Below are 20,070 nucleotides of genomic sequence, written 5' to 3'. Positions count from 1 at the left end.
CATAACCTGCTTTGATGTCATGTCCTGTTTTACTTCTCAAAGCAGTAGCAGTACTCCAGATTGCCCTCTTTGCCTGTTAGTTTTGAAGCGGATTTTAGAACTAGCTTCCATCCTAACAAAGCACATGCATCTTCAAATTTTATCATAGCATGCAAGATGGCTTTTTCATCCGTAACCACACCATTTTTATCTCTTTTTGCTTCTCGTCCTACTTCAAACTGCGGTTTAAAAAGCAAAATTATAGTTTTTTTTGAAAGTCTTTCTACGGCATCCAAAATATTCAGCAGCGATATAAAAGCCACATCGCTTACTACTATGTCAAACTCTTTATCACTCTTAAAATCTCTTATATCGCACTCTTCGTATGAGTGGACTCTCTCATCGTTTTTTAAGCTTATATGCAGTTGTTCTCGCCCTACATCAACCGCACTTACCTCTTTTACGCCGCTCTCAAGTAAAACCTGCGTAAAACCGCCTGTTGAAGAGCCGATGTCTAGTGCCACCCTGCCCTTTAGGTCAAGCCCTAACTCATCTAAAAAGCTGCTCAGTTTAAAAGCCGCGCGAGATACAAACTCTTTATGCTCGTTTACGACAACTCTGTCACTCTCTTTTATGACAAAAGAACTCTTAATTATCTGCTCGCCGTTTACGCTAACAAATCCATCTTTTATGAGAGTTTGAGCTTTATTTCTGCTAGTAGCCAAACCCTCGTCAACTAGGTAATTATCCAATCTTTGCAACATCTCTCATCTCCTCTTCGCTTAAACACGCCACACCCAAACTCATGGCTTTGTCATACTTACTTCCCGCATCTTCGCCGTAAATGACAAAATCAGTTTTTTTAGAAACTGAACTTACAACTTTTGCACCCAAACTCTCTAACATCTCTTTTATAACATCTCTTGACTCGCTCATACTTCCCGTGAGCACCACGCTTTTACCTTTAAAAGGATTTTCCCTTGCCTCTTCTCTTTGCTTTGGTTCTAGCGGGCGCAAAATATTTTGCAGTTTTAAAATCGTATCTCTGTTTACTCTGACAAACTCCAAAACGGACTCCGCCATCTCCTCTCCAAAACCCTCTAACGCAATTATCTCATCTTTTGCGGCATCTATAAAACCGCTTCCAAAACGCGCACTAAGTGTTTTAGATGCAACTTCACCTATATGTTCAATCCCTAAGGAGTTTATAAATCGCCAATATTCACACCCTTTTGCATTTTCAAGTGAATCAAGCAGATTTTGTGATTTTTTCTCTTTAAAACCCTCTAGCGCTAAAAGTTTTTCTAAAGTTAAATCAAATAAATCAAGAACACTTTTTACGACGCCTGCATCAAAGAGCGCTTCAACTATCTTATTGCCCAGACCGTCGATATTTAAACAAGGTTTTGAAGCAAAATAGATGATGGAGTTTATAACCCTTGCTTCACATGTAAGATTTTGACACTTTAAGAGTACACCCTCATCTAAAAGCTCGCTTTGGCAAACCGGACAGTTTTTAGGTCTTTGCACTTTAACTTCACTTGAGTCTCTCTCGTGAGTTAAAACTTTTATGATTTTCGGTATGACATCACCGCTTCTAAGTATTATCACTTTATCTTTTAGTCGGATATCTTTTCTATCAATCTCGTCAAAATTATGAAGCGTTGCTCTCTCAACTACGACTCCGTCGATGTTTGTCGGTTCGACAATAGCAACCGGAGTAACCACGCCCGTTCTGCCTACTTGAAGGATTATCTTTTTTATAGTCGTAATCTTCTCAACTGCAGGAAATTTATACGCAACAGAGAAACGGGGGTTTTTAACGGTATAACCCATATCTATCTGTGAGGCGATTTCATCTACTTTTACCACCATCCCGTCAAGCATCATAGGGTAGCTGTCTCTATCTCTCTTCATAACTTCATATATAGCTTCAATCTCTGTAAAATCCTTGCATACACCGCGAAGCGGAGGCTTTTTAAAACCAAGGGAGTAGATATACTCCATCTTTTGGCTTAAAAGTTTATGCTCTAAAGTGTTTTCTCCGACCCCGTAAGGTAAAAAAACCAGATTTCTTGAAGCCGTAATTGCAGAATCAAGTTGACGCAAACTTCCTGCGGAAGCATTTCTCGGGTTTGCAAAAACTGCTTCGCCTCTTAAAACTCGGTCTTTATTTATTTTGGCAAATTCATCTTTATATATTACGACTTCGCCGCGAATTTCGATTTTATCTTTGTGCGCTATTGTGAGCGGAATTGAGCGGATAGTCTTTACATTTTGGGTAATCAGCTCTCCCTCGACCCCGTCTCCGCGAGTGATGGCTTGAGTTAGTTCACCGTTTTCATATATAAGGTTTAAGCTTGCTCCGTCATACTTAGGCTCACAGTAAAATGTTATATGTTTATCTAATTTGTATGTTTTAGTAAGCCACTTTTCTAAGCCCTCACTGTCAAAAACATCTTCTAAACTCCACATACGGCTAAGATGTGAGGCTTTTGAAAACCCTTCCGAGATAATATCGCCGACTCTTTGCGTAGGAGAAAAGGCTAAAATATCGTCTTCGTGACTCTCTTCATACTCCAAAACTTCGTGATAGAGCTTGTCGTATACCTCATCGGTTGTTATAGGATTATCCAAGACATAGTAATGATATGAGTAGAGGTTTAAAAGCTCTACTGCTTTTTTATATTGTTCTAAATTCATGCCGAAATTTTATCTTAAACTTATTAAATTACTTCAACCAAAACTTTTTTAAATTTTTACCAACAGTTCGCTAGAATGAAGTTAAAAGTTAATTTTTATTTATCAAATCAACCGGACGACCGAAATAGTAGCCTTGGAACTCATCCACTCCGTACTCTTTAAGCAGTTCAAATATCTCTTCGTTTTCGACATATTCGGCAACGGTAGTGATATTTAACTCTTGCGCAAATCGAATGATACTTTTTACTAAAATTTTTGAGTTTGTATCCGTTAAAATATTTCTAACAAGAGAACCGTCGATTTTTAGATAATCCGGTTTGATTTCTAGAATGTGTACATAGTTTGCATATCCGCTGCCGAAATCGTCTATTGCGATTAAAACACCCATCGCTCTTAGTTTTTTGACAACTCTAAGCAATCTTCCAAAATTTTCTACACCCTCTTGTTCGGTTATCTCAACTACTATTCTAGCCGGCGAATCAAACATCTCAATACCGCTCATCAACGCATCCATAATTGATTGGTTGAAAAAATCATTCGGTAAAAAGTTTACGGAAACTTTTTCCTCTCTCTTTGCAAAAAAAGCCAAACTCTCCTCTAACAAATCTTTTGCCATTTTTATATACAAGCCGCTATTCATAGCGATACTTAAGAACTCATTTGGATATAAAACCCTCTTCTCGCCGCCGTCAAACTCAACCATTCTCATCAAGGCTTCATACTTAACTATTTTTCCGCCTCTGTCTGTTATGGGCTGAAAAAACGGGAGGACATTTTTATGCTCAAGCGCATACTTAATAGTTCTCTTAACCTTCATAACCGTTTGAGACTGCTCTTTTGTATCTACTTTTTTTGAGTAAGTCATACAAGAGAGAGACTCTTTTTTTGCCTTTTTAATTGCCATTTGGGCATCTTCAAGAGAGTGAGCGTGGTCAAATGCGATTCCTGAATATATCTCTACGCCTATAGCTTCATCTACACCGTGAAGCAATATTTTAAGCGAATTTATCTTGCTTTGAATCTTCTCCACAACCCTATAATAACCCTCTTCATCAAAACTATCTTCTTTTTTTAAGAGTACAAACTCATCAGATGAGATTCTATACGCATCAAACCCATTTTCATCTGCAAAATTTCTAAAAATCTCTGCTACATTTATGAGAATTTCATTCCCTGCATCCACCCCATAAAGCTCATTTAAAAGACTAAACTCTTTGATATTGCTTAAAATAAGTACCTTGCTTTGCTTAGAAAAAAGAGCATCATTTAACGCATGTCTGTTTAACAAACCAGTTAGATGATCTATATAAACCTGTTTTGAGAAGTATTTCAATATCTTACTAAAAGCCTGCTGCAGCACAACAACCAAAATCAGCATCATAACTGCAATTATAAAAAAGAGACGATGCATAAACTCGGTATCTTTTTTTACAATACTCGATATATCAAAGCCTACAACCAAATAGCCCATTGTTTGAGAGAGGTGATTTTGCAGAGGAATATTCATATCAACTTTATAAGAGATTTGGTCTGCGTCATCTTTTTGTAAAAAATAGTTTTTTAAATTTTCATTACCTCTTATAAGCATAAGTTTATCATCTATTTTTGTAGCTGTTTTATCAAGTAAAACGGCAAGCTGTGATTTATCCACAGCAATACCGATATCTGTTTTAAAAATTGAACCTAGTTCTTGTAAAAAATTTGTAGGGCTGATTCCGAGTTCAACATTTCCGACATACATATTATTGTAAAAAATCGGTTTTGTAATGCGGAATGTCATCTCAAGGTTACCCACTTCAAAGCCGCAAAATGAGCGATGAAGAGAGTTCGTATCTAGTATTAATGCTCTTTTTTCATTTAACTTGTCCCCAAAATATTCCGGTTTATGCGCACGAAAAAGCGTCACACCGTCAATTGAACGAAAAGTGAGAATATTTACTGCCTTTTGAGTAAGTTTCAAATTTTCATAATATGGAGTAACTATAAAATTTATCTGCTCATAATCACTCTCTGCAATAGCTTTTGCCAAACCCTCTGCCGCGACTATTCTATCTAGTTTAAAACCTAGCTCTATTTTATTATTTTCAACATTTATTTTAAAGAGATTTTCCGTACCGTTTGATATTCTTTGAAACTCTTCATGAATTGATTTTTTTAGTTGTTGTTCTAAAAGAAGATATATACCGACCCATGATAAAACCAATATGATTATAGTTAAACTCAGCGTATTTCGTTTGGTTTGACTTGGAAGATTCATTATATTTTACTCAATTGTTTTTTATCGTTTACAAGATTGTACCCATCTTAATCTTAAAAATTAAAATTGCCACACTTTCTCCACATTAATTACACAAATTTTCTATACAATATCTATTCTGTTTAAACAAAGGATTTTAATGTGATGAAGTCTATATTTTTATATATTTTTGTTTTTGTACTAAGTTCCGAGGCGCTTACAGTTGATGAGTGTATCGATAAAACACTCAAAAACCATCCGGATATCAAAAAGCTCTCCTTGGGCGTTGCACAAAGCAAATCTTTAGTGGATGTTGCAAAAGCCGACTATATGCCTCAGATAAATGTCGGTGCACAATACAATCCGCACAACACTTTTGCCCTGCCGCAAAATGGCGAGTTTAAGACTATAACCCATGATAATTGGCAAGTAGATGCCCAAATCAATCAAAAAATATATGATTTTTCAAAAACTACTTCAACCATAAAAGCTTATGAAAAAAATGAAAATATCGCCAATCTCTCTTTGGACGATGCAAAGGCTATTCTGATTTACAATGTAAAAAATCAGTACAATTTGGCTCTTCTTCAAACTAAAGCGTTAGAGGTTAGGCAAAAAGATTTGCAAACAAAAAATGAACTTTACAAACAAGCCGAAGCGTTAGTAAAAGAGGGATTAAAAACCAAAGCGGATGCAACAAGTATATTAAGCGCACTTTATGTAGCCGAAGATGCCCTTGCAGTAACAAAAGCAGATTTAAACAAAGCACTGTTGACACTTTCATTATACATGGGAGAGAAAGTTGATTTTGACACGGCGCTTGTGGATAACACGGCTTCACAAAACATACAAAATGAAAAATCTCTTCTTGAAGATATGCTCGCAAAAAACTTTTTACTAAAAAGCTTTAAAGAAGAGATAGAGAGAGACGGCTTGGTATATGATGCGACAAAAGCGCAAAATTACGGCTCCATTGACGCGGTAGCTTCATTCACTCATCAAAATTCGATAAACCAATACGATACATCACTAGTCGGAGTCAGTGTTAAGGTTCCGATTTACAGCGGCGGAAGAATCTCGGCGCAAACCGAACAAGCCCGTATATCAAAAGAGATAACAAAAGAAGCATACAACTCAAAAAAACTCCTCTTGGAAGAAGAAGCCCAAAGTTTGATAATTGATTTGGATAGATACAAACACACCGTTAAAGCAAAAGAGGCTTTGATAGAATCTTCAAAAGCTACCAAAGAAGTAGTTGAAGCAAGATATAAAGAGGGAGTGTCTACTTACATTGAGATTTTAGATGCGACTTCCACAAATTTACAAGCTGAACTAGGCTTGCTAGAGGCAAAATTTGCCGTAAACAAAATCATAAATAGATTAGAGTATCTACAAGGAGAAACGAAATGAACAGATGGCTAAAATATACAATAATTGCACTTTTTATCGCGCTTGGCGGAGTTATATTTTATAACAAAGTATATGTCGTAAAATCAACATTCGCCGTAACTAAACCCTCAAGCGGAGATTTAAATGTAACTATCCGCGGTATAGGAAATGTAGATGCAAAAAATATATATGCCATTACGGCACAAAGCGGCGGAAAGATAGAAGAGATTTTATTTGACGAGGGGATGTGGGTAAAAAAAGGAGATCTTCTTCTTAGTATAGACCCTGTTGATACGCCTATGCTTCTTGATGAAGCAAAATTATCTCTAAAAAAAGCCTCTCATGAAGCCGCATCGGCAAAAGATAACTTAGAAAGTTTGGAGGCTCAAAAGGTACTTTCACAAGCCACTTACAACCGTTATGAAAAACTATTAGAGCAAAAGTTTGTATCCCTTGCAGAGTATGACAAAGCAAAAAGCGATTTGCAAAATATCAATGCACAGATTAACTCTTCAAAATCAAAAATAGCATCTGCAAAATCTGAAGAGTCACGACTGCAAAAGAGCATAGAAGCCATAGGCGCTAAATTAGACAGACTAAAAATCTACTCACCGATTGACGGTTATGTTATAGCAAAAGAAGCAGAGAAAAATCAGTATGTACTGCCCTCAGCCGTGATTTTTAAAATAGTAGACCCAAAAACACTATGGGTTAAAGCAAACATTGACGAGAGACTTGCAAATCAGGTAAAAGTTATGCAAAAAGCAACTATAAAACTTAGATCACAAGCAGATTTAAAAATCGCTGGGACTCTCCAAAGAGTAGTTGCCATGAGCAATGCCGTAACACTAGAAAGAGAAGTAAATATCGGTTTTGATGTTATTCCAAATCAATTTTACATAAACGAGCAAGCCGAAGTTAACATTGAAGTAGCAAACTATAAAAATGTTTTAAAAATTCCTCTTAACCTTGTTGTTACAAAAGAGGGTAAGAAAGGCGTTTGGGCAGCAAATGACACAACTGCCAATTTTATTACTGTCTCTATCTTGGCTCAAAACGATGAAGAAGCAGCCGTTGCTTCAGGCTTGGATGCAAATACAGAGTTGCTCATGCCTGCGATAAATAACAAACCTCTTAGCGATGGAATGAAGATATTTAGATGATAAATTTAGCAAAAAGAGATATCGAGCATACTCTAGGCAAGTTTATAGTTACGGCTATGGGTGTTGGAATGCTGCTTGGGATTGTTCTCATCATGATTGGAGTTTATCGCGGTTTGATGCTTGAAGCTGAAGTTTTACTAGATGATATAAATGCAGATTTATGGATAGTTCAAGAAAACACAATGGGACCTTTTGCAGAATCTTCAAGAGTTTATGAAGATTTTAAAAACATCATTTATGTAATGAACGGCATAGATAAAAGCGAAGCTATAACATTTCAAAATATCCAACTTCCTCATTATGAGAAACCTATTCGTGTTGTTGCAGTCGGATACGATGTTTTCGGCTCTATAAATCCGATAAATCCTAAAAGGATAATAGCCGGACGGGATTTAAAAAGTGACCATTATGAAATTGTTGTAACAGACAAAACAGGCTTTGGGTTAGACGACAAAATCAAACTTGGGCGAAATTTTTACACGGTTGTAGGCATCACACATAATACAGTGTCAAACAGCGGTGATCCTCTAGTCTTCATAAGCCTAAAAGACGCACAAGATCTGCAATTTTCGTACTCAAACAAAGAGATACAAAACAATGAAGCAAGAGGGGTGAAAAACTCTGAATCTCATATGGTCAATACTATCGTTGCAAGAGTAAAAAGCGGTTACGATATAGATGAAGTAGCACGCAATATTAGAAAATGGCAGCACAAAAGCGTATATACCAAAGAGCAGCAAAAAGAGATACTTACAAAAAATGTAGTTGAGAAATCTGCTAAACAGATAGGTCTTTTTACTGTTATTTTAGTTGTTGTTTCAACAATAATTATCGCGCTTATCATCTACACTATGACGCTGGAGAAGATGAAAGAGATCTCCATTATGAAACTGATGGGGTTGCCAAACAGCCTTATAGTCTCAATGATTGTAAAAGAAACTCTGGTTCTTGGTGTTTTTGCTTTTATCTTTGGAAACATCTTTTCACATTTAACTTATGACAAATTTCCAAAACGAGTCGTACTTGAGATTCCGGATGCTTGGATGCTCTTTGGCATAATTGTCATCGCGTCCATTTTAGCCTCTTTTGTAGGTGTTAAAAAAGTTATAAGCGCTGATCCCGCAGCGGCAATCGGAGGATGAGATGAGTAAAGAGAGTGCAATAAGAGTTCAAAATCTGGTTAAAAATTTTGGAAAAAATGAAAGTCTCGTAAAAGTAATTGAAAATGCCTCATTTGAGATAAAAAAAGGCGAACTTGTAGCCCTTATCGCTCCAAGCGGTGCGGGTAAAACTACTCTTTTAATGATGATAGGATGTGTACAAGAGCCTACAAGCGGAGAGATCTGGTTAGGCGAAGAGAAAGTTTACGATAACAAATGGACGGCAAAAGACACTCGCCGTATCCGTAGAGAAAAGATAGGTTTTATCTTTCAATCTCACTATCTTATACCTTTTTTAAATATCATGGAAAATATAACGCTTCTTCCGCAAACAAACGGAGTAAGCGAAAAAGCGGCAAAACAAAAAGCGATGGAGCTTTTAGAGTATCTTGAAATTTCGGACAAAGCCTACAGTATGTCATCGCAGCTCTCAGGCGGACAAAACCAAAGGGTTGCCATCGCAAGAGCATTAGCTAACAATCCGGAGATTATCTTGGCGGATGAGCCGACAGCCGCACTTGATGCACAGAGATCAATAAGCGTTATAAAAATGCTTAAAAAAATCGCAATAGAGCAAAATGTCGCCATCATCACCGTTACGCACGACGATAGAATCCTTCCATATTTTGACAAAATTATGAAGATAGAAAATAGGGGCATTGTTTTTCATAAGTTGGATGAAGAGCAAAATGAGATTATATAATTGAATTAAGATTAGATTGCCACGCCTCTTTCATAGGCTCGCAATGACCGTCACTGCAAAGAGCTTGCGATAACCGTCATTGCGAAGAGCTTGCGATGAAGCAATCTATATGTGTCCAAAAAATTAAACTAAACCTTAGTATCTAACCAAACTCTTTTTTTATAGATGTAAACATAGATAAGACCTTTTATAAGCGTCTCTATGTTCATTATGACAAAAATAGCGATAATCCCATATCCCATTTTATAAGCTATGTAAGATGGGATAACTCTAAAAATCCATAATGAAACAATATTGACTTTAAGCGTGGTTTTTGTAGCCCCTGCTCCTCTTAATGCACCAGAATAGACAAACATTATTGCCAGCGGTATTTGAGAGAGTCCAACAAGTATAAGATAGTATGAAGCAACTGCAATCGTCGCTTTATCTTTGGTAAAAAAACCTACCAAAAACTCAGGAAAAAGGATAAGAACAAATCCCACGCTTCCCATAAATATATAAGCGATTCGCCCGCTTATTACGCCCATATTGTAAGCTCTCTCTTTATCTTTTGCACCCAAACTCTGCCCCACAAGCGCCGTTGCGGCTATCGCAAAACCAAAACCGGGCATAAAAGCGATGCCCTCTATGCGAAGCCCCACTTGATAGCCGGCAAGTTCGGCTGTTCCGTATGCGGCTATTATTGCTACAAAAAAGAGAAATGAAACACTTGAGACTCCTCTATCAAGTGCCGCACTCCACCCTACATGCCAAGCTCTTACCAAATCCTTGATTCTGATTATGGGGATAATATTTAGCTTAGAGTGCGGTTTTTTTAGAAGTATATAGTACGCCACGACATTAAAACAGTAAGATATGACCGTCGCATACGCTGCACCTTCTATACCCATAGCATCAAAACCAAAGTGACCAAAAATAAAGAGATAATTTAAAAAAGCGTTGATTGCCGATGATACGAGTTTGATATAGAGTGAATTTTTTGTATCTCCTGCGGCAGAGAGTGCGTTATAGAGAAGCGTATCTATAAATATAACTACGATTCCGAGTGAAATTATCTTAAAATAAAGTGAACCCTGCTCTACAACATCAGCCTGTGCACCCATCATAGTGTAGATATATTCGCTTCCAAAGTAGCCGCCGATTGTGACAAAAACCGATAAAACAGCGGCAAAAATCCCAAGCGAATACAAAAGCGCAGAAGCTCTTTTTTTCCTCCCCTGCCCGATAAATCTCGATATAAGAGCATTTCCGCCCACAACATAGAGTGTCATCAGCACATTGATTATCATCATAAACTGCATACTCATACCCACTGCGGCAAGAGCCGAGATACTCACCGTCCCGACCATTAACATATCGATTAGTATCTGAAGAATGTCTACTAAATGTTTAAGTGCAGAGGGAATTGCAATAGAAAATACTTTGCGTGTATCGTTTGAAATTAGTTTTGAAAAAATTGTGCTACCTCTTGCATCGCCTTAAACAGCTCATCTTTCGTCTTAAAATAGATCTCTTTTTTATCTCGCACTTTCTCACTGGGCTGTGTAAAATCAAAAACTAAAACAAAAGCCGTTATCATTACTCTTTGAGCATTCATATCTGCCCACTCCAAACTCATCTGAACAACATCTCCATCTACCTCTACAACCGCAGCCGGATAGAGGCGAACCACTTTACTTAGGTCAATATCGCCTATCGTCGAATTATAAATCATCTTTTAACCACCTTTACAACTAACAATACAACAGCTCCCATGACTAAACCGATAAGCAGTTCATTAACAATTGCAGGAACACTCTCTATAAAGTAATAATGAAAAAACTCTACTTTGTGAGCAAGTATGCCGCCGCCTACTAAAATCATAGCAAATGTTCCGACTAATGCCAAAGTTTTTATCAATTTCGGCATGGCATCTATGAGAAAACTACCGCTTTTTTCATGCCCTTTTTCTATCAAATAAAAACCAACATTATCCATCCTTACAATCATAGCAACAAAACCGTAAACGCCAAAAGTAGCTATTAGTGAAACGATTACGGTAGATGAAGCTTGAACCGTAAAAGGTTGAGTTGCAACGGAAGAAAGTGCGATAACCACTATCTCAATAGAGAGTATAAAGTCTGTTAATATCGCTGACTTTATCTTCTGTTCTTCTATCTCTAAAATAGTATCTTTAGTTGAATGAAGCAACTCTTCATTTTTCTCTTCATGCTTTTTATAAAAAAGATACTCTTCTATCTTTTCAACTCCCTCATAAAGAAGAAACAGAGCACCCAAGATAAGAATTAATGTAATTAAACTAGGAGCTATTGCCGTTAAAACAAATGCTATGGGCAAGATGATAGCCTTGTTTTTTAGTGAACCTTTTGTTATAGCCCAAATAACCGCCAACTCTCGTGATTGGTCAAATCCCGTAGCTTTCTGTGCATTTACGGCTAAATCATCTCCTAAAATAGCTGCAGTTTTTTGAGTAGCAACTTTACTCGCAACCGCAACATCATCCGCTAACATCGCGATATCGTCTAAAAGTAAAAAAATCCCTGCTGCCATTTATCTCTCCTTATTTTTACACGCTAAATGAGCAAAGCCCATTTAACTACGCTAGCCGCTGTGGCACTAAAGCTTGCCTCTTTCGAGGCAGAAGACTTCTTGCGGTTTTGCATTAATAATTAAATTGCCGCACCACAATAACCGTCATTGCGAGGAGTTTACGACGAAGCAATCTATATTTTCCTAGCAACCTCAGCTTTTTATATCTTGAATAGTTTGCGTTTTTATTATCCAACGAAAATAGACTCCGCCGACAACAAATCCTAAACCTATCAAAAATGTTATAAACTCTAATGAGTAATTATTGGTAGCAAAAAAACCAATCATAAAAGATACAAACGCAGCCGAGCTTAAAAACAGCATATCGTTATATGCCACTATTCTGCCGTAGTATTTTGCATCAATATTTTTTTGAAGAAGCGTATATGTATATGACCAGAGCGTTGTCGTAAAAAGCCCCACAATGACACTTGCAAATATCGACAAATAAAAATCTCTCATCAAAACAGCCCATAACCAGATAGCTAATGCCTGAGAGATAAAAATATATACCAATCTTTTGTTATTAATAAACTTGCCGATAATTATAGGTCCGATAACCAATCCAACAGCCCTTGAAGCATGCAAAAGCCCAAGTGCAAGCGATGTTGCGATGATTGAAGCGTAATATCTGTCTACCATTAAAGCAACCAGAGCATCAAATGCCGTAAGACCCACAAAAGCATGCATCAACATCAAATGAATAGCATGCGGAGTTTTTTTAAGATACTTAAATGTATCACCCATCATCTGAAATAAACTCTCTTGGCTTTTGATAAAATCCACTTTTATATCTAAACTATAAAGCAGCCAAAAACCTATAACAAACATAGATGCATCAAGGATAAATGCGGCCTTTATTCCAAACCAAAAAACAACAAATCCGCTAAGTGCCATCCCTAAAGTATATGAAAATGACCATATTATCGAGTGAAGCTCATTTGCTTTTTGTAGTTTCTCTCCGCTAAGAAGTTTTGGCAAAAGCGACATCTCGGTCGTAAAGTAAAAACTAGCAGCCGCCATTTTTATAAATATAAGAGTATATAAAAGCCATAAATCGGAAATATCATTTACAAAAATAAGAAAAAGTGTTGCAAATATCTCAAATGTGATTAAAATCAGCATAAGTTTTTTCGGTTTCATGTTGTCTATGATAGAACCTGAAAAAGGTGCTTGGATGATGCCTGAGAGAAAATGAAGCATCGCAGTAAATGCCACCACTTCAGCACTAACTTTCATCTCTAAAAGGAGCGTATAGATAGCTATATTGCTAAACCATGCACCGAAATACGCAATGAGCTGCACGGCAGATAATCGTCTAAAAACAGGCTCTGATTTTATTAAATTTATATATTCATTCATAAATGCAAGGTTATCATAAAAATAATGTAAAAAATTTACTTTTTTATTAAAGTTATTTTTTCTTATGTCGATTTGGTGTTTAATTATAATATTCTTTACAAAAGGAGTTAGTCATGGATGGCATAGCAAATGTTGCAAAGCAACAACAAACTCAAATGAGATCAGCGCAAGCGGAGCAGGCTCAAAGTCAGGTTCAGCAGCCAAAGCAGGTTGATTTGGTTAAAGAGATGCAAAAAGAGAATACAAGCGGTTCAGTTAAAATAGATTCTAAAGAGCAAGTTCAAGATTTAGTGGAACAGCTAAACAAGGCATTGGCTCCTATGAGTACAAATATAAAATTTGGCGTAGATCAGCAGGATATTTTTTATGTTTCAGTTATAGAGTCTGAGACAAGTAAAATGATAAGAAGATTTCCTGCAGAACAAGCTGCCGACTTCTTACCAAAAATGCAAGAAGTAACGGGAATTCTATTTGATTCTAAAGGGTAATTAAATACCCTTTGAATCTATTTTTTAATCTTTTTAGTCTCCGTCAAATCATCTCACTAACCGCTTTTTAATCTATTTTATAGTAGAATCGCCGCAATTATTTTGCTTAAGAGGATTTTTATTATGAAAAGAGAAGTTAAAAAAGTAGTTTTAGCATATTCAGGCGGACTTGATACAAGTATTATATTAAAATGGCTACAAGATGTTTATAATGCAGAAGTTGTAACTTTTACTGCCGATCTTGGGCAAGGCGAAGAGGTAGAACCTGCAAGAGTAAAAGCTTTGGCAATGGGAATTAAACCTGAAAATATTTTTATTTTAGATATCAAAGAAGAGTTTGTTAGAGATTATGTATTTCCTATGTTTCGCGCAAACGCTATTTATGAGGGCGAGTACCTCCTTGGAACTTCGATAGCAAGACCGCTTATCGCAAAAAAACAGATAGAAATAGCAAAAAAAGTCGGTGCAGATGCGGTAAGTCACGGAGCAACAGGCAAAGGAAACGATCAAGTAAGATTTGAACTCGGATATTTAGCACTCAATCCGGATATCACTGTAATAGCTCCTTGGAGAGAGTGGGATTTAAACTCAAGAGAGTCGCTTCTAGAATACGCAAAAGAGCATGGCATTGAAATCTCTCAAAAACATATGGACGAAAACGGCAACCCGAAAGTTTCTCCATATTCTATGGATGCAAATCTTCTTCATATCTCTTACGAAGGGCTTCATTTAGAAAATCCAAATGCAGAGCCTGAAGAGTCTATGTGGCTTTGGACAACTTCACCAGAAAATGCTCCCGATGCTCCAGAATACATCACCATAGAGTACAAAAACGGCGACCCGATTGCTATAAACGGTGAAGCAATGAGTCCCGCAACAATTCTTGAAACGCTCAACACATACGGCAACAAGCACGGCATCGGAAGAGCCGATATCGTTGAAAACAGATATGTCGGTATGAAAAGCCGCGGATGTTATGAAACTCCGGGCGGAACGATTATGATTAAAGCTCATCGTGCGATTGAGTCTATCACACTAGATCGTGAAGCGGCACATGCAAAAGACGAGATTATGCCAAAATATGCAAAACTCATCTATCAAGGATACTGGTTTAGCCCTGAGAGAGAGATGCTTCAAGCGGCAATAGATAAAACACAAGAGCATGTAGAGGGCAGTGTTAGACTTAAACTCTACAAAGGAAATGTTAGCGTAGTCGGAAGAGAGTCTAAAAAAACACTCTTCAATCCTGAATACTGTACATTTGAAAAAGATGAAGTCTATAACCAAAAAGATGCTCAAGGTTTCATCAAACTCAATGCTCTAAGATTTATCATTGCGGGAAAAGCTAGAAAATAGTAACGCTTAAAAGGAAGGTATCATGAGCATTATCAAGATAGATATCAACTCGCCTGAGTTTCAGGCGGAGATGCAAAAAACAGTAGAGTTTACAGACAAAGTAAATAAGCAGTTTGGCTGGGTTTATAATCCTCAAGCAGAGGTAAACGAAGGCGTACAGATGGGTCTTGCCAGAAACAAGATGATGTACGGTAAACGATTTTGCCCATGTTTTATGGTTGAAGTTGTAGACAACAAACCAAAAAGCGTTGACGATAGAATCTGCCCATGTAAACCGGCAATCGAAAAAGAGATTCCCGAGGAGGGAGTGTGTCATTGCGGGATTTACTGTACTCCTGAGTATGCAGCAAATAAAAAAGCGCAAATGGGCATCGAGGAGGTAGTTCATACACATTCTCGCGGTTTAACAAAAGATGAGGCACAAATATTGCTAAATCAAAAAGAACTAGACAGCGATGAGCTGATCTCTCTTCTTGAAGCAAGAGAACTAGGTATGGTCAACTTTAAACTTGTAGATGTCCGCGAGCATATGGAGTGGCAGATGGGTCACATCAAAGGTGCCGATAAACTTGTTCCGACAAGCAGTTTTTTTGCAGCACTTGAGGATGCAAAACTTAAAAAAGATGAAAATATAATTGTTTATTGCCATGTCGGAAGCCGCAGTGCACACTGTGCTAGAATCCTTCGAGATATGGGGTATGCAAAAATCGGAAATTTATCTTACGGTATAGTCTCCTATGGCGGAAAAATAGAAAGATAAGGAAATATTTATGAAAGTATTATTAATTAAAGATGTAAAAACATTAGGTAAAGCAGGCGAAGTTAAAGAGGTAAAAGATGGTTACGGTCAAAATTTCCTCATTGCAAAAGGTTTCGCTAAACATGCAACGACTGAGATTTTAGCACAGCATAAAGAAGAAGAGAGAATCGCGGCAGAGAACTTGGCTAAAGAGATAGCATCTCTAAAAGAGTTGGCAACAAAACTCGATAAAGCTAAAATCTTGATAAGAAAAAAACTCGGTCAAAACGGTCATTTATTCGGCTCGATAACAAAAGATGAAGTTGCTCATGCACTGCTAGAGCAATATAACACTGAAATTGACAAAAAGCATATTACGGACAAACTCTCTATCAAGAGCGTCGGTGAACATAAACTAGACCTAAAACTAGGTCACGGAATTCATGCCGTTTTACATGTGGATGTTGTAGGCGAATAATGTTTGACGCTACTACTATACTCGCATACAAAGGCAAAAATAAGGCTGTAATCGGCGGTGACGGGCAAGTCACTTTTGGAAATAGCGTTTTAAAAGGAAATGCCACAAAGATTCGAACGCTTTATAACGGCAAAATTTTAGCCGGCTTTGCCGGAAGTACGGCAGATGCATTTAACCTTTTTGATATGTTTGAAGATTTTTTAGTAGCAAAAAAAGGCGATATTTTAAAATCTGTTGTTGAATTTTCCAAAGCTTGGAGAAAAGACAAAGTGCTTCGCCGTCTTGAAGCTATGATGATTGTTTTAAACAATGAGCATATTTTCATACTTACCGGAAACGGCGATGTGGTTGAACCCGAGGACGGAGAAATTGCTTCAATAGGAAGTGGCGGGAATTTTGCTATATCAGCGGCACGCGCTCTAAAAAAACATGCCTCTTTGGATGAAGTAGAACTTGTAAAAGAGAGTTTACACATAGCGGCCGATTTATGTATATATACCAACCATAACATCAAAACTCTTACATTAGATGGAGACAGTAAGTGAATTTAACGCCAAAAGAGATTGTTGAGTACTTAGACAAATATGTTATTTCACAACACAATGCCAAAAAGACCATTGCTCTTGCTCTTAGAACAAGATACAGAAGAATGCAGTTAAGTCAAGAACTTCAAAACGACATAACACCAAAAAACATACTTATGATAGGCTCAACGGGCGTCGGTAAAACAGAGATTTCAAGAAGACTTGCAAAAATGATGAAAGTTCCTTTTATCAAAGTTGAAGCAAGCAAATACACTGAAGTCGGTTTTGTCGGTCGTGATGTCGAATCTATGATTAGAGATTTAGTCGTTGCTTCCATTACTATAGTCAAGGCTGAAAAAGAGGAAGAAAATAGAGAAAAAATAGAAAACTATGTCTTAAACAAAATAGTTGAAAAACTTCTCCCGCCTCTTCCTGAGAGTGCAAGTGAATCTAAAAAAGATGATTATCAAAGACTTTTAAAAGCGATGGAAGATAGAGTTCTCTCAGGTGAGATGGACGATAAAATCATACAGCTTGAAGTACAAAAGATACATGTAGAGTTTAACGACACAAATCTTCCTCCCGAAATGGCAAAAGTTCAGGAATCTTTCTCTAAAGTATTTTCTCAAATGAGCAAAGAGGATAACAAAAAAGATGTAACGGTGAGGGATGCAAAATCCATCTTAAGAACTGAAGCCGGCGCAAAACTTCTTGACTCTACAAACATCCATGCCGAAGCATTAAGACGAGCCGAGAACGGCGGAATAATTTTTCTCGACGAGATTGATAAAATCGCTATAAGCGAAAAATCTCAAGGTAGAAACGACCCAAGCAAAGAGGGAGTGCAGCGCGACTTGCTTCCTATCGTTGAGGGCAGCAGCGTGAGTACAAAATACGGCGTTATAAATACTGACCATATTCTCTTTATTGCAGCAGGCGCATTTCACTTATGTAAACCAAGCGATTTGATTCCCGAACTTCAAGGCAGATTTCCGCTAAGAGTTGAACTTGAATCTTTAACGGAAGATACACTATATAAAATACTTACTCAAACAAAAAATTCTTTGCTAAATCAATATGAAGCCCTTTTAAGCACAGAGGGAATGAAGCTGATATTTGAAGATGAAGCAATCAAAGCAATTGCAAAATTAACTCATAGAGCAAATGAAATTACGGAAGATATAGGTGCCAGAAGACTTCATACCGTAATTGAAAAAGTTTTAGAAGATGTAAGTTTTAATGCGGATGAGTACAAGGACAGAGAGTTTGTCGTCACCGCAGAGCTAGTACATGAAAAACTTGATGTTGTTGTTGAGAACAATGACCTCTCAAGATATATCTTATAGGAAAAAAATATGACTAAAGCAGGCTTCGTATCATTGATAGGCCGTCCAAATGCAGGAAAAAGTACACTTATGAATTCACTCTTAGGTGAAAATATCGCAATGGTAAGCCAAAAAGCCAATGCAACAAGAAAAAGATCAAATGCAATAGTGATGCATGATAATACTCAAATTATTTTTGTCGACACTCCGGGATTGCATGAGAGAGAAAAAGTTTTAAATCAATTTATGCTTGATGAAGCGCTTAAAGCTATGGGTGATTGTGATTTGATAGTTTATTTGGCTCCCGTTACGGATAGCGTTGAAAACTATGAAAAATTTTTAAAACTAAACGGTTCAAAAATTAAACACATAATAGTTTTAAGTAAAATAGATCAGGTATCGCAAGAAAAACTTTTTAAAAAAATAGCGCAGTACAATCAATTTTCAGACGGCTTTGAAGCACTTATTCCAATGGCGGTACCTAAAAAAGTCGGTCATAAAGATCTGCTCGAGACGATATCAAAACTTTTACCAGAGTCCCCGTTTCTTTATGATCCCGAGGATTTAACAAGTGAACTTGTTCGTGATATATATGCCGGATTTATAAGAGAAGGCATATTTCAAAATGTAAGTGATGAGATACCTTACGAATCTGATGTTATTATTGATAAAATATATGAAGAGAAAAATATAGATAAAATTATAGCAACTATCATTGTAGAAAAAGATTCCCAAAAAGGTATTATCATCGGTCGCGGCGGCGAAGCGATTAAAAGAATAGGGAAATACTCCAGAGAGAAGATAGAAGCTCTAAGCAGTAAAAAAGTCTATCTTGATTTACAAGTTGTTGTAAAAAAAGGATGGAGCAAAGATAAATCATATTTACAAGAGATAGGTTACACTTCATGAAATATATACTACTACTACTTATTTTAACAAATATTTTTGCAGATAATATTCTCACAAACTATAGGATTAACGGGATTGCAGATATTGAAAAGCAGATGGACAAAGAGTTGGCAAAAGAGGAGTATTGGAACGATATCTTAAAAAATAAAGATACGACTTTTGGTTATATTGAAGCATATTCAAATATTCTTACATGCGATAAGTCAAAATCAAAGCTTGATCTCTACTCGCTTGATAAAAATAAGGACTTTAAACATAAAAAAGCATACGATGCTTTTACCGGAAAACACAAAGGCGATAAAATAAAAGAGGGAGATTTAAAAACTCCAATCGGAATTTATCAAATAACTAAAAAACTCTCTAAAAATACTAAGCTAGATTCGTTTTACGGTCCCTTGGCATTTGTAACATCTTATCCAAATCTTTATGACTCTTACAGAGGCAGAGACGGCGATGGTATATGGATCCACGGACTTCCAACCAATCAATCAAGAGATGATTTTACAAGAGGATGCATAGCGATTAATAACTCAAGTATCGAGTGCTTGGATAGAAATATTGATATTTCAAAAACTATACTTATTATAAATGATACAAAAGTAAAGCAGGATGTATCAAAAAAGGCATTAGCAACTATACTGGCACAACTATATGCATGGAGATATAACTGGATATATGATGATATCAACGGATATCTCAGCTTCTATTCAAATGAATTTGTAAAAGATGACGGGATGAACTTCAAAGATTTTAAGAGCTATAAAGCTAGAATCTTTCAAAAGAATGAGAGAAAAAGTATCGTTTTTAATAATATAAATATTTTCCCCTACCCTAACACTTCAAATATTTATCAAATTAACTTTAAAGAGTTTTATAAATCTGATACCTTTAAATTTGAAGGCGATAAAACACTTATCGTAGAACTTGATAAAAGTAACAAGATTCGTATTCTTACAGAAAAATAAAA

General features: G+C 36.7%; 19 protein-coding genes. 12 read left to right on the top strand and 7 right to left on the bottom strand.

Annotated features, from left to right (window positions below; translation table 11 throughout):
* Positions 1-29: 29 nt before the first annotated feature.
* The 3 genes from PHQ93_RS02220 to PHQ93_RS02210 form a co-directional block, all read right to left on the bottom strand.
* Positions 30-743, bottom strand: a complete 714-nt coding sequence (locus PHQ93_RS02220; RefSeq protein WP_299940302.1) for a TlyA family RNA methyltransferase — start codon at positions 741-743, stop codon at positions 30-32.
* Positions 724-2,682 carry an NAD-dependent DNA ligase LigA gene (gene ligA, locus PHQ93_RS02215; protein ID WP_299940300.1) on the bottom strand — a complete coding sequence of 653 codons (1,959 nt, stop codon included), beginning with the start codon at positions 2,680-2,682 and terminating at the stop codon, positions 724-726. The genes PHQ93_RS02220 and ligA overlap by 20 nt, the downstream gene beginning before the upstream one ends.
* Before the next feature lie 88 nt (positions 2,683-2,770).
* Positions 2,771-4,939 (bottom strand): EAL domain-containing protein, encoded by a 2,169-nt coding sequence (locus tag PHQ93_RS02210; protein WP_299940298.1) that lies wholly within the window; start codon positions 4,937-4,939, stop codon positions 2,771-2,773.
* A gap of 144 nt (positions 4,940-5,083) precedes the next feature.
* Between PHQ93_RS02210 and PHQ93_RS02205 the strand changes: the two genes are divergently transcribed.
* The 4 genes from PHQ93_RS02205 to PHQ93_RS02190 are packed head-to-tail and all read left to right on the top strand — an operon-like array spanning position 5,084 to position 9,333.
* The gene (locus tag PHQ93_RS02205; protein WP_299940296.1) at positions 5,084-6,328 is read left to right on the top strand and encodes a TolC family protein; all 1,245 of its coding nucleotides are present in this window, start codon (positions 5,084-5,086) and stop codon (positions 6,326-6,328) included.
* On the top strand, positions 6,325-7,470 hold the full coding sequence (locus tag PHQ93_RS02200; RefSeq protein WP_299940294.1) for an efflux RND transporter periplasmic adaptor subunit: 1,146 nt from the start codon (positions 6,325-6,327) through the stop codon (positions 7,468-7,470). The genes PHQ93_RS02205 and PHQ93_RS02200 overlap by 4 nt, the downstream gene beginning before the upstream one ends.
* Entirely contained in the window at positions 7,467-8,612 is a 1,146-nt protein-coding gene (locus PHQ93_RS02195) for an ABC transporter permease (protein ID WP_299940291.1), read from the top strand. The genes PHQ93_RS02200 and PHQ93_RS02195 overlap by 4 nt, the downstream gene beginning before the upstream one ends.
* 1 nt (position 8,613) lies before the next feature.
* Positions 8,614-9,333 (top strand): ABC transporter ATP-binding protein, encoded by a 720-nt coding sequence (locus PHQ93_RS02190; RefSeq protein WP_299940288.1) that lies wholly within the window; start codon positions 8,614-8,616, stop codon positions 9,331-9,333.
* A 128-nt stretch (positions 9,334-9,461) separates the two neighbouring features.
* Here the strand turns inward: PHQ93_RS02190 and PHQ93_RS02185 are convergent, their stop codons facing one another.
* From PHQ93_RS02185 to PHQ93_RS02170, 4 genes are all read right to left on the bottom strand, one after another.
* Complete coding sequence (locus PHQ93_RS02185; RefSeq protein WP_367278363.1) at positions 9,462-10,775, bottom strand: MATE family efflux transporter; 1,314 nt, start codon at positions 10,773-10,775, stop codon at positions 9,462-9,464.
* On the bottom strand, positions 10,775-11,047 hold the full coding sequence (locus PHQ93_RS02180) for a hypothetical protein (RefSeq protein WP_299940285.1): 273 nt from the start codon (positions 11,045-11,047) through the stop codon (positions 10,775-10,777). Before PHQ93_RS02180 ends, PHQ93_RS02185 begins: the two co-directional genes overlap by 1 nt.
* The gene (locus tag PHQ93_RS02175) at positions 11,044-11,883 is read right to left on the bottom strand and encodes a DUF808 domain-containing protein (protein WP_299940283.1); all 840 of its coding nucleotides are present in this window, start codon (positions 11,881-11,883) and stop codon (positions 11,044-11,046) included. Before PHQ93_RS02175 ends, PHQ93_RS02180 begins: the two co-directional genes overlap by 4 nt.
* A gap of 192 nt (positions 11,884-12,075) precedes the next feature.
* Positions 12,076-13,284, bottom strand: coding sequence for an MFS transporter (locus PHQ93_RS02170; RefSeq protein WP_299940281.1), 1,209 nt, complete (start codon positions 13,282-13,284; stop codon positions 12,076-12,078).
* 113 nt (positions 13,285-13,397) lie between these two features.
* Here PHQ93_RS02170 and PHQ93_RS02165 point away from each other — a divergent pair, with 113 nt between their 5' ends.
* The 8 genes from PHQ93_RS02165 (at position 13,398) to PHQ93_RS02130 (ending at position 20,068) form a co-directional block, all read left to right on the top strand.
* Entirely contained in the window at positions 13,398-13,772 is a 375-nt protein-coding gene (locus PHQ93_RS02165) for a flagellar protein FlaG (RefSeq protein WP_299940278.1), read from the top strand.
* Between the two features lie 120 nt (positions 13,773-13,892).
* Positions 13,893-15,128 (top strand): argininosuccinate synthase, encoded by a 1,236-nt coding sequence (locus PHQ93_RS02160; RefSeq protein WP_299940820.1) that lies wholly within the window; start codon positions 13,893-13,895, stop codon positions 15,126-15,128.
* Positions 15,129-15,150: 22 nt separating this feature from the next.
* Complete coding sequence (locus tag PHQ93_RS02155) at positions 15,151-15,888, top strand: ferredoxin-thioredoxin reductase catalytic domain-containing protein (RefSeq protein ID WP_299940276.1); 738 nt, start codon at positions 15,151-15,153, stop codon at positions 15,886-15,888.
* 10 nt (positions 15,889-15,898) lie between these two features.
* A complete protein-coding gene (gene rplI / locus PHQ93_RS02150; RefSeq protein ID WP_299940274.1) occupies positions 15,899-16,345 on the top strand; it encodes a 50S ribosomal protein L9 in 447 nt (148 codons plus the stop codon).
* Complete coding sequence (gene hslV, locus PHQ93_RS02145) at positions 16,345-16,890, top strand: ATP-dependent protease subunit HslV (RefSeq protein WP_299940272.1); 546 nt, start codon at positions 16,345-16,347, stop codon at positions 16,888-16,890. Before rplI ends, hslV begins: the two co-directional genes overlap by 1 nt.
* Positions 16,887-18,215 carry an HslU--HslV peptidase ATPase subunit gene (gene hslU, locus PHQ93_RS02140; protein ID WP_299940269.1) on the top strand — a complete coding sequence of 443 codons (1,329 nt, stop codon included), beginning with the start codon at positions 16,887-16,889 and terminating at the stop codon, positions 18,213-18,215. Before hslV ends, hslU begins: the two co-directional genes overlap by 4 nt.
* Positions 18,216-18,224: 9 nt before the next feature.
* A complete protein-coding gene (era, locus tag PHQ93_RS02135; RefSeq protein WP_299940266.1) occupies positions 18,225-19,103 on the top strand; it encodes a GTPase Era in 879 nt (292 codons plus the stop codon).
* Entirely contained in the window at positions 19,100-20,068 is a 969-nt protein-coding gene (locus PHQ93_RS02130; protein ID WP_299940264.1) for a L,D-transpeptidase family protein, read from the top strand. Before era ends, PHQ93_RS02130 begins: the two co-directional genes overlap by 4 nt.
* Positions 20,069-20,070 lie beyond the last annotated feature (2 nt).

It is taken from the genome of Sulfurimonas sp. (assembly GCF_028714975.1).
Lineage (GTDB): Bacteria > Campylobacterota > Campylobacteria > Campylobacterales > Sulfurimonadaceae > Sulfurimonas.
Note: the sequence above shows the minus strand (reverse complement) of the source record. Positions and strands in the feature narration are given on the sequence as shown.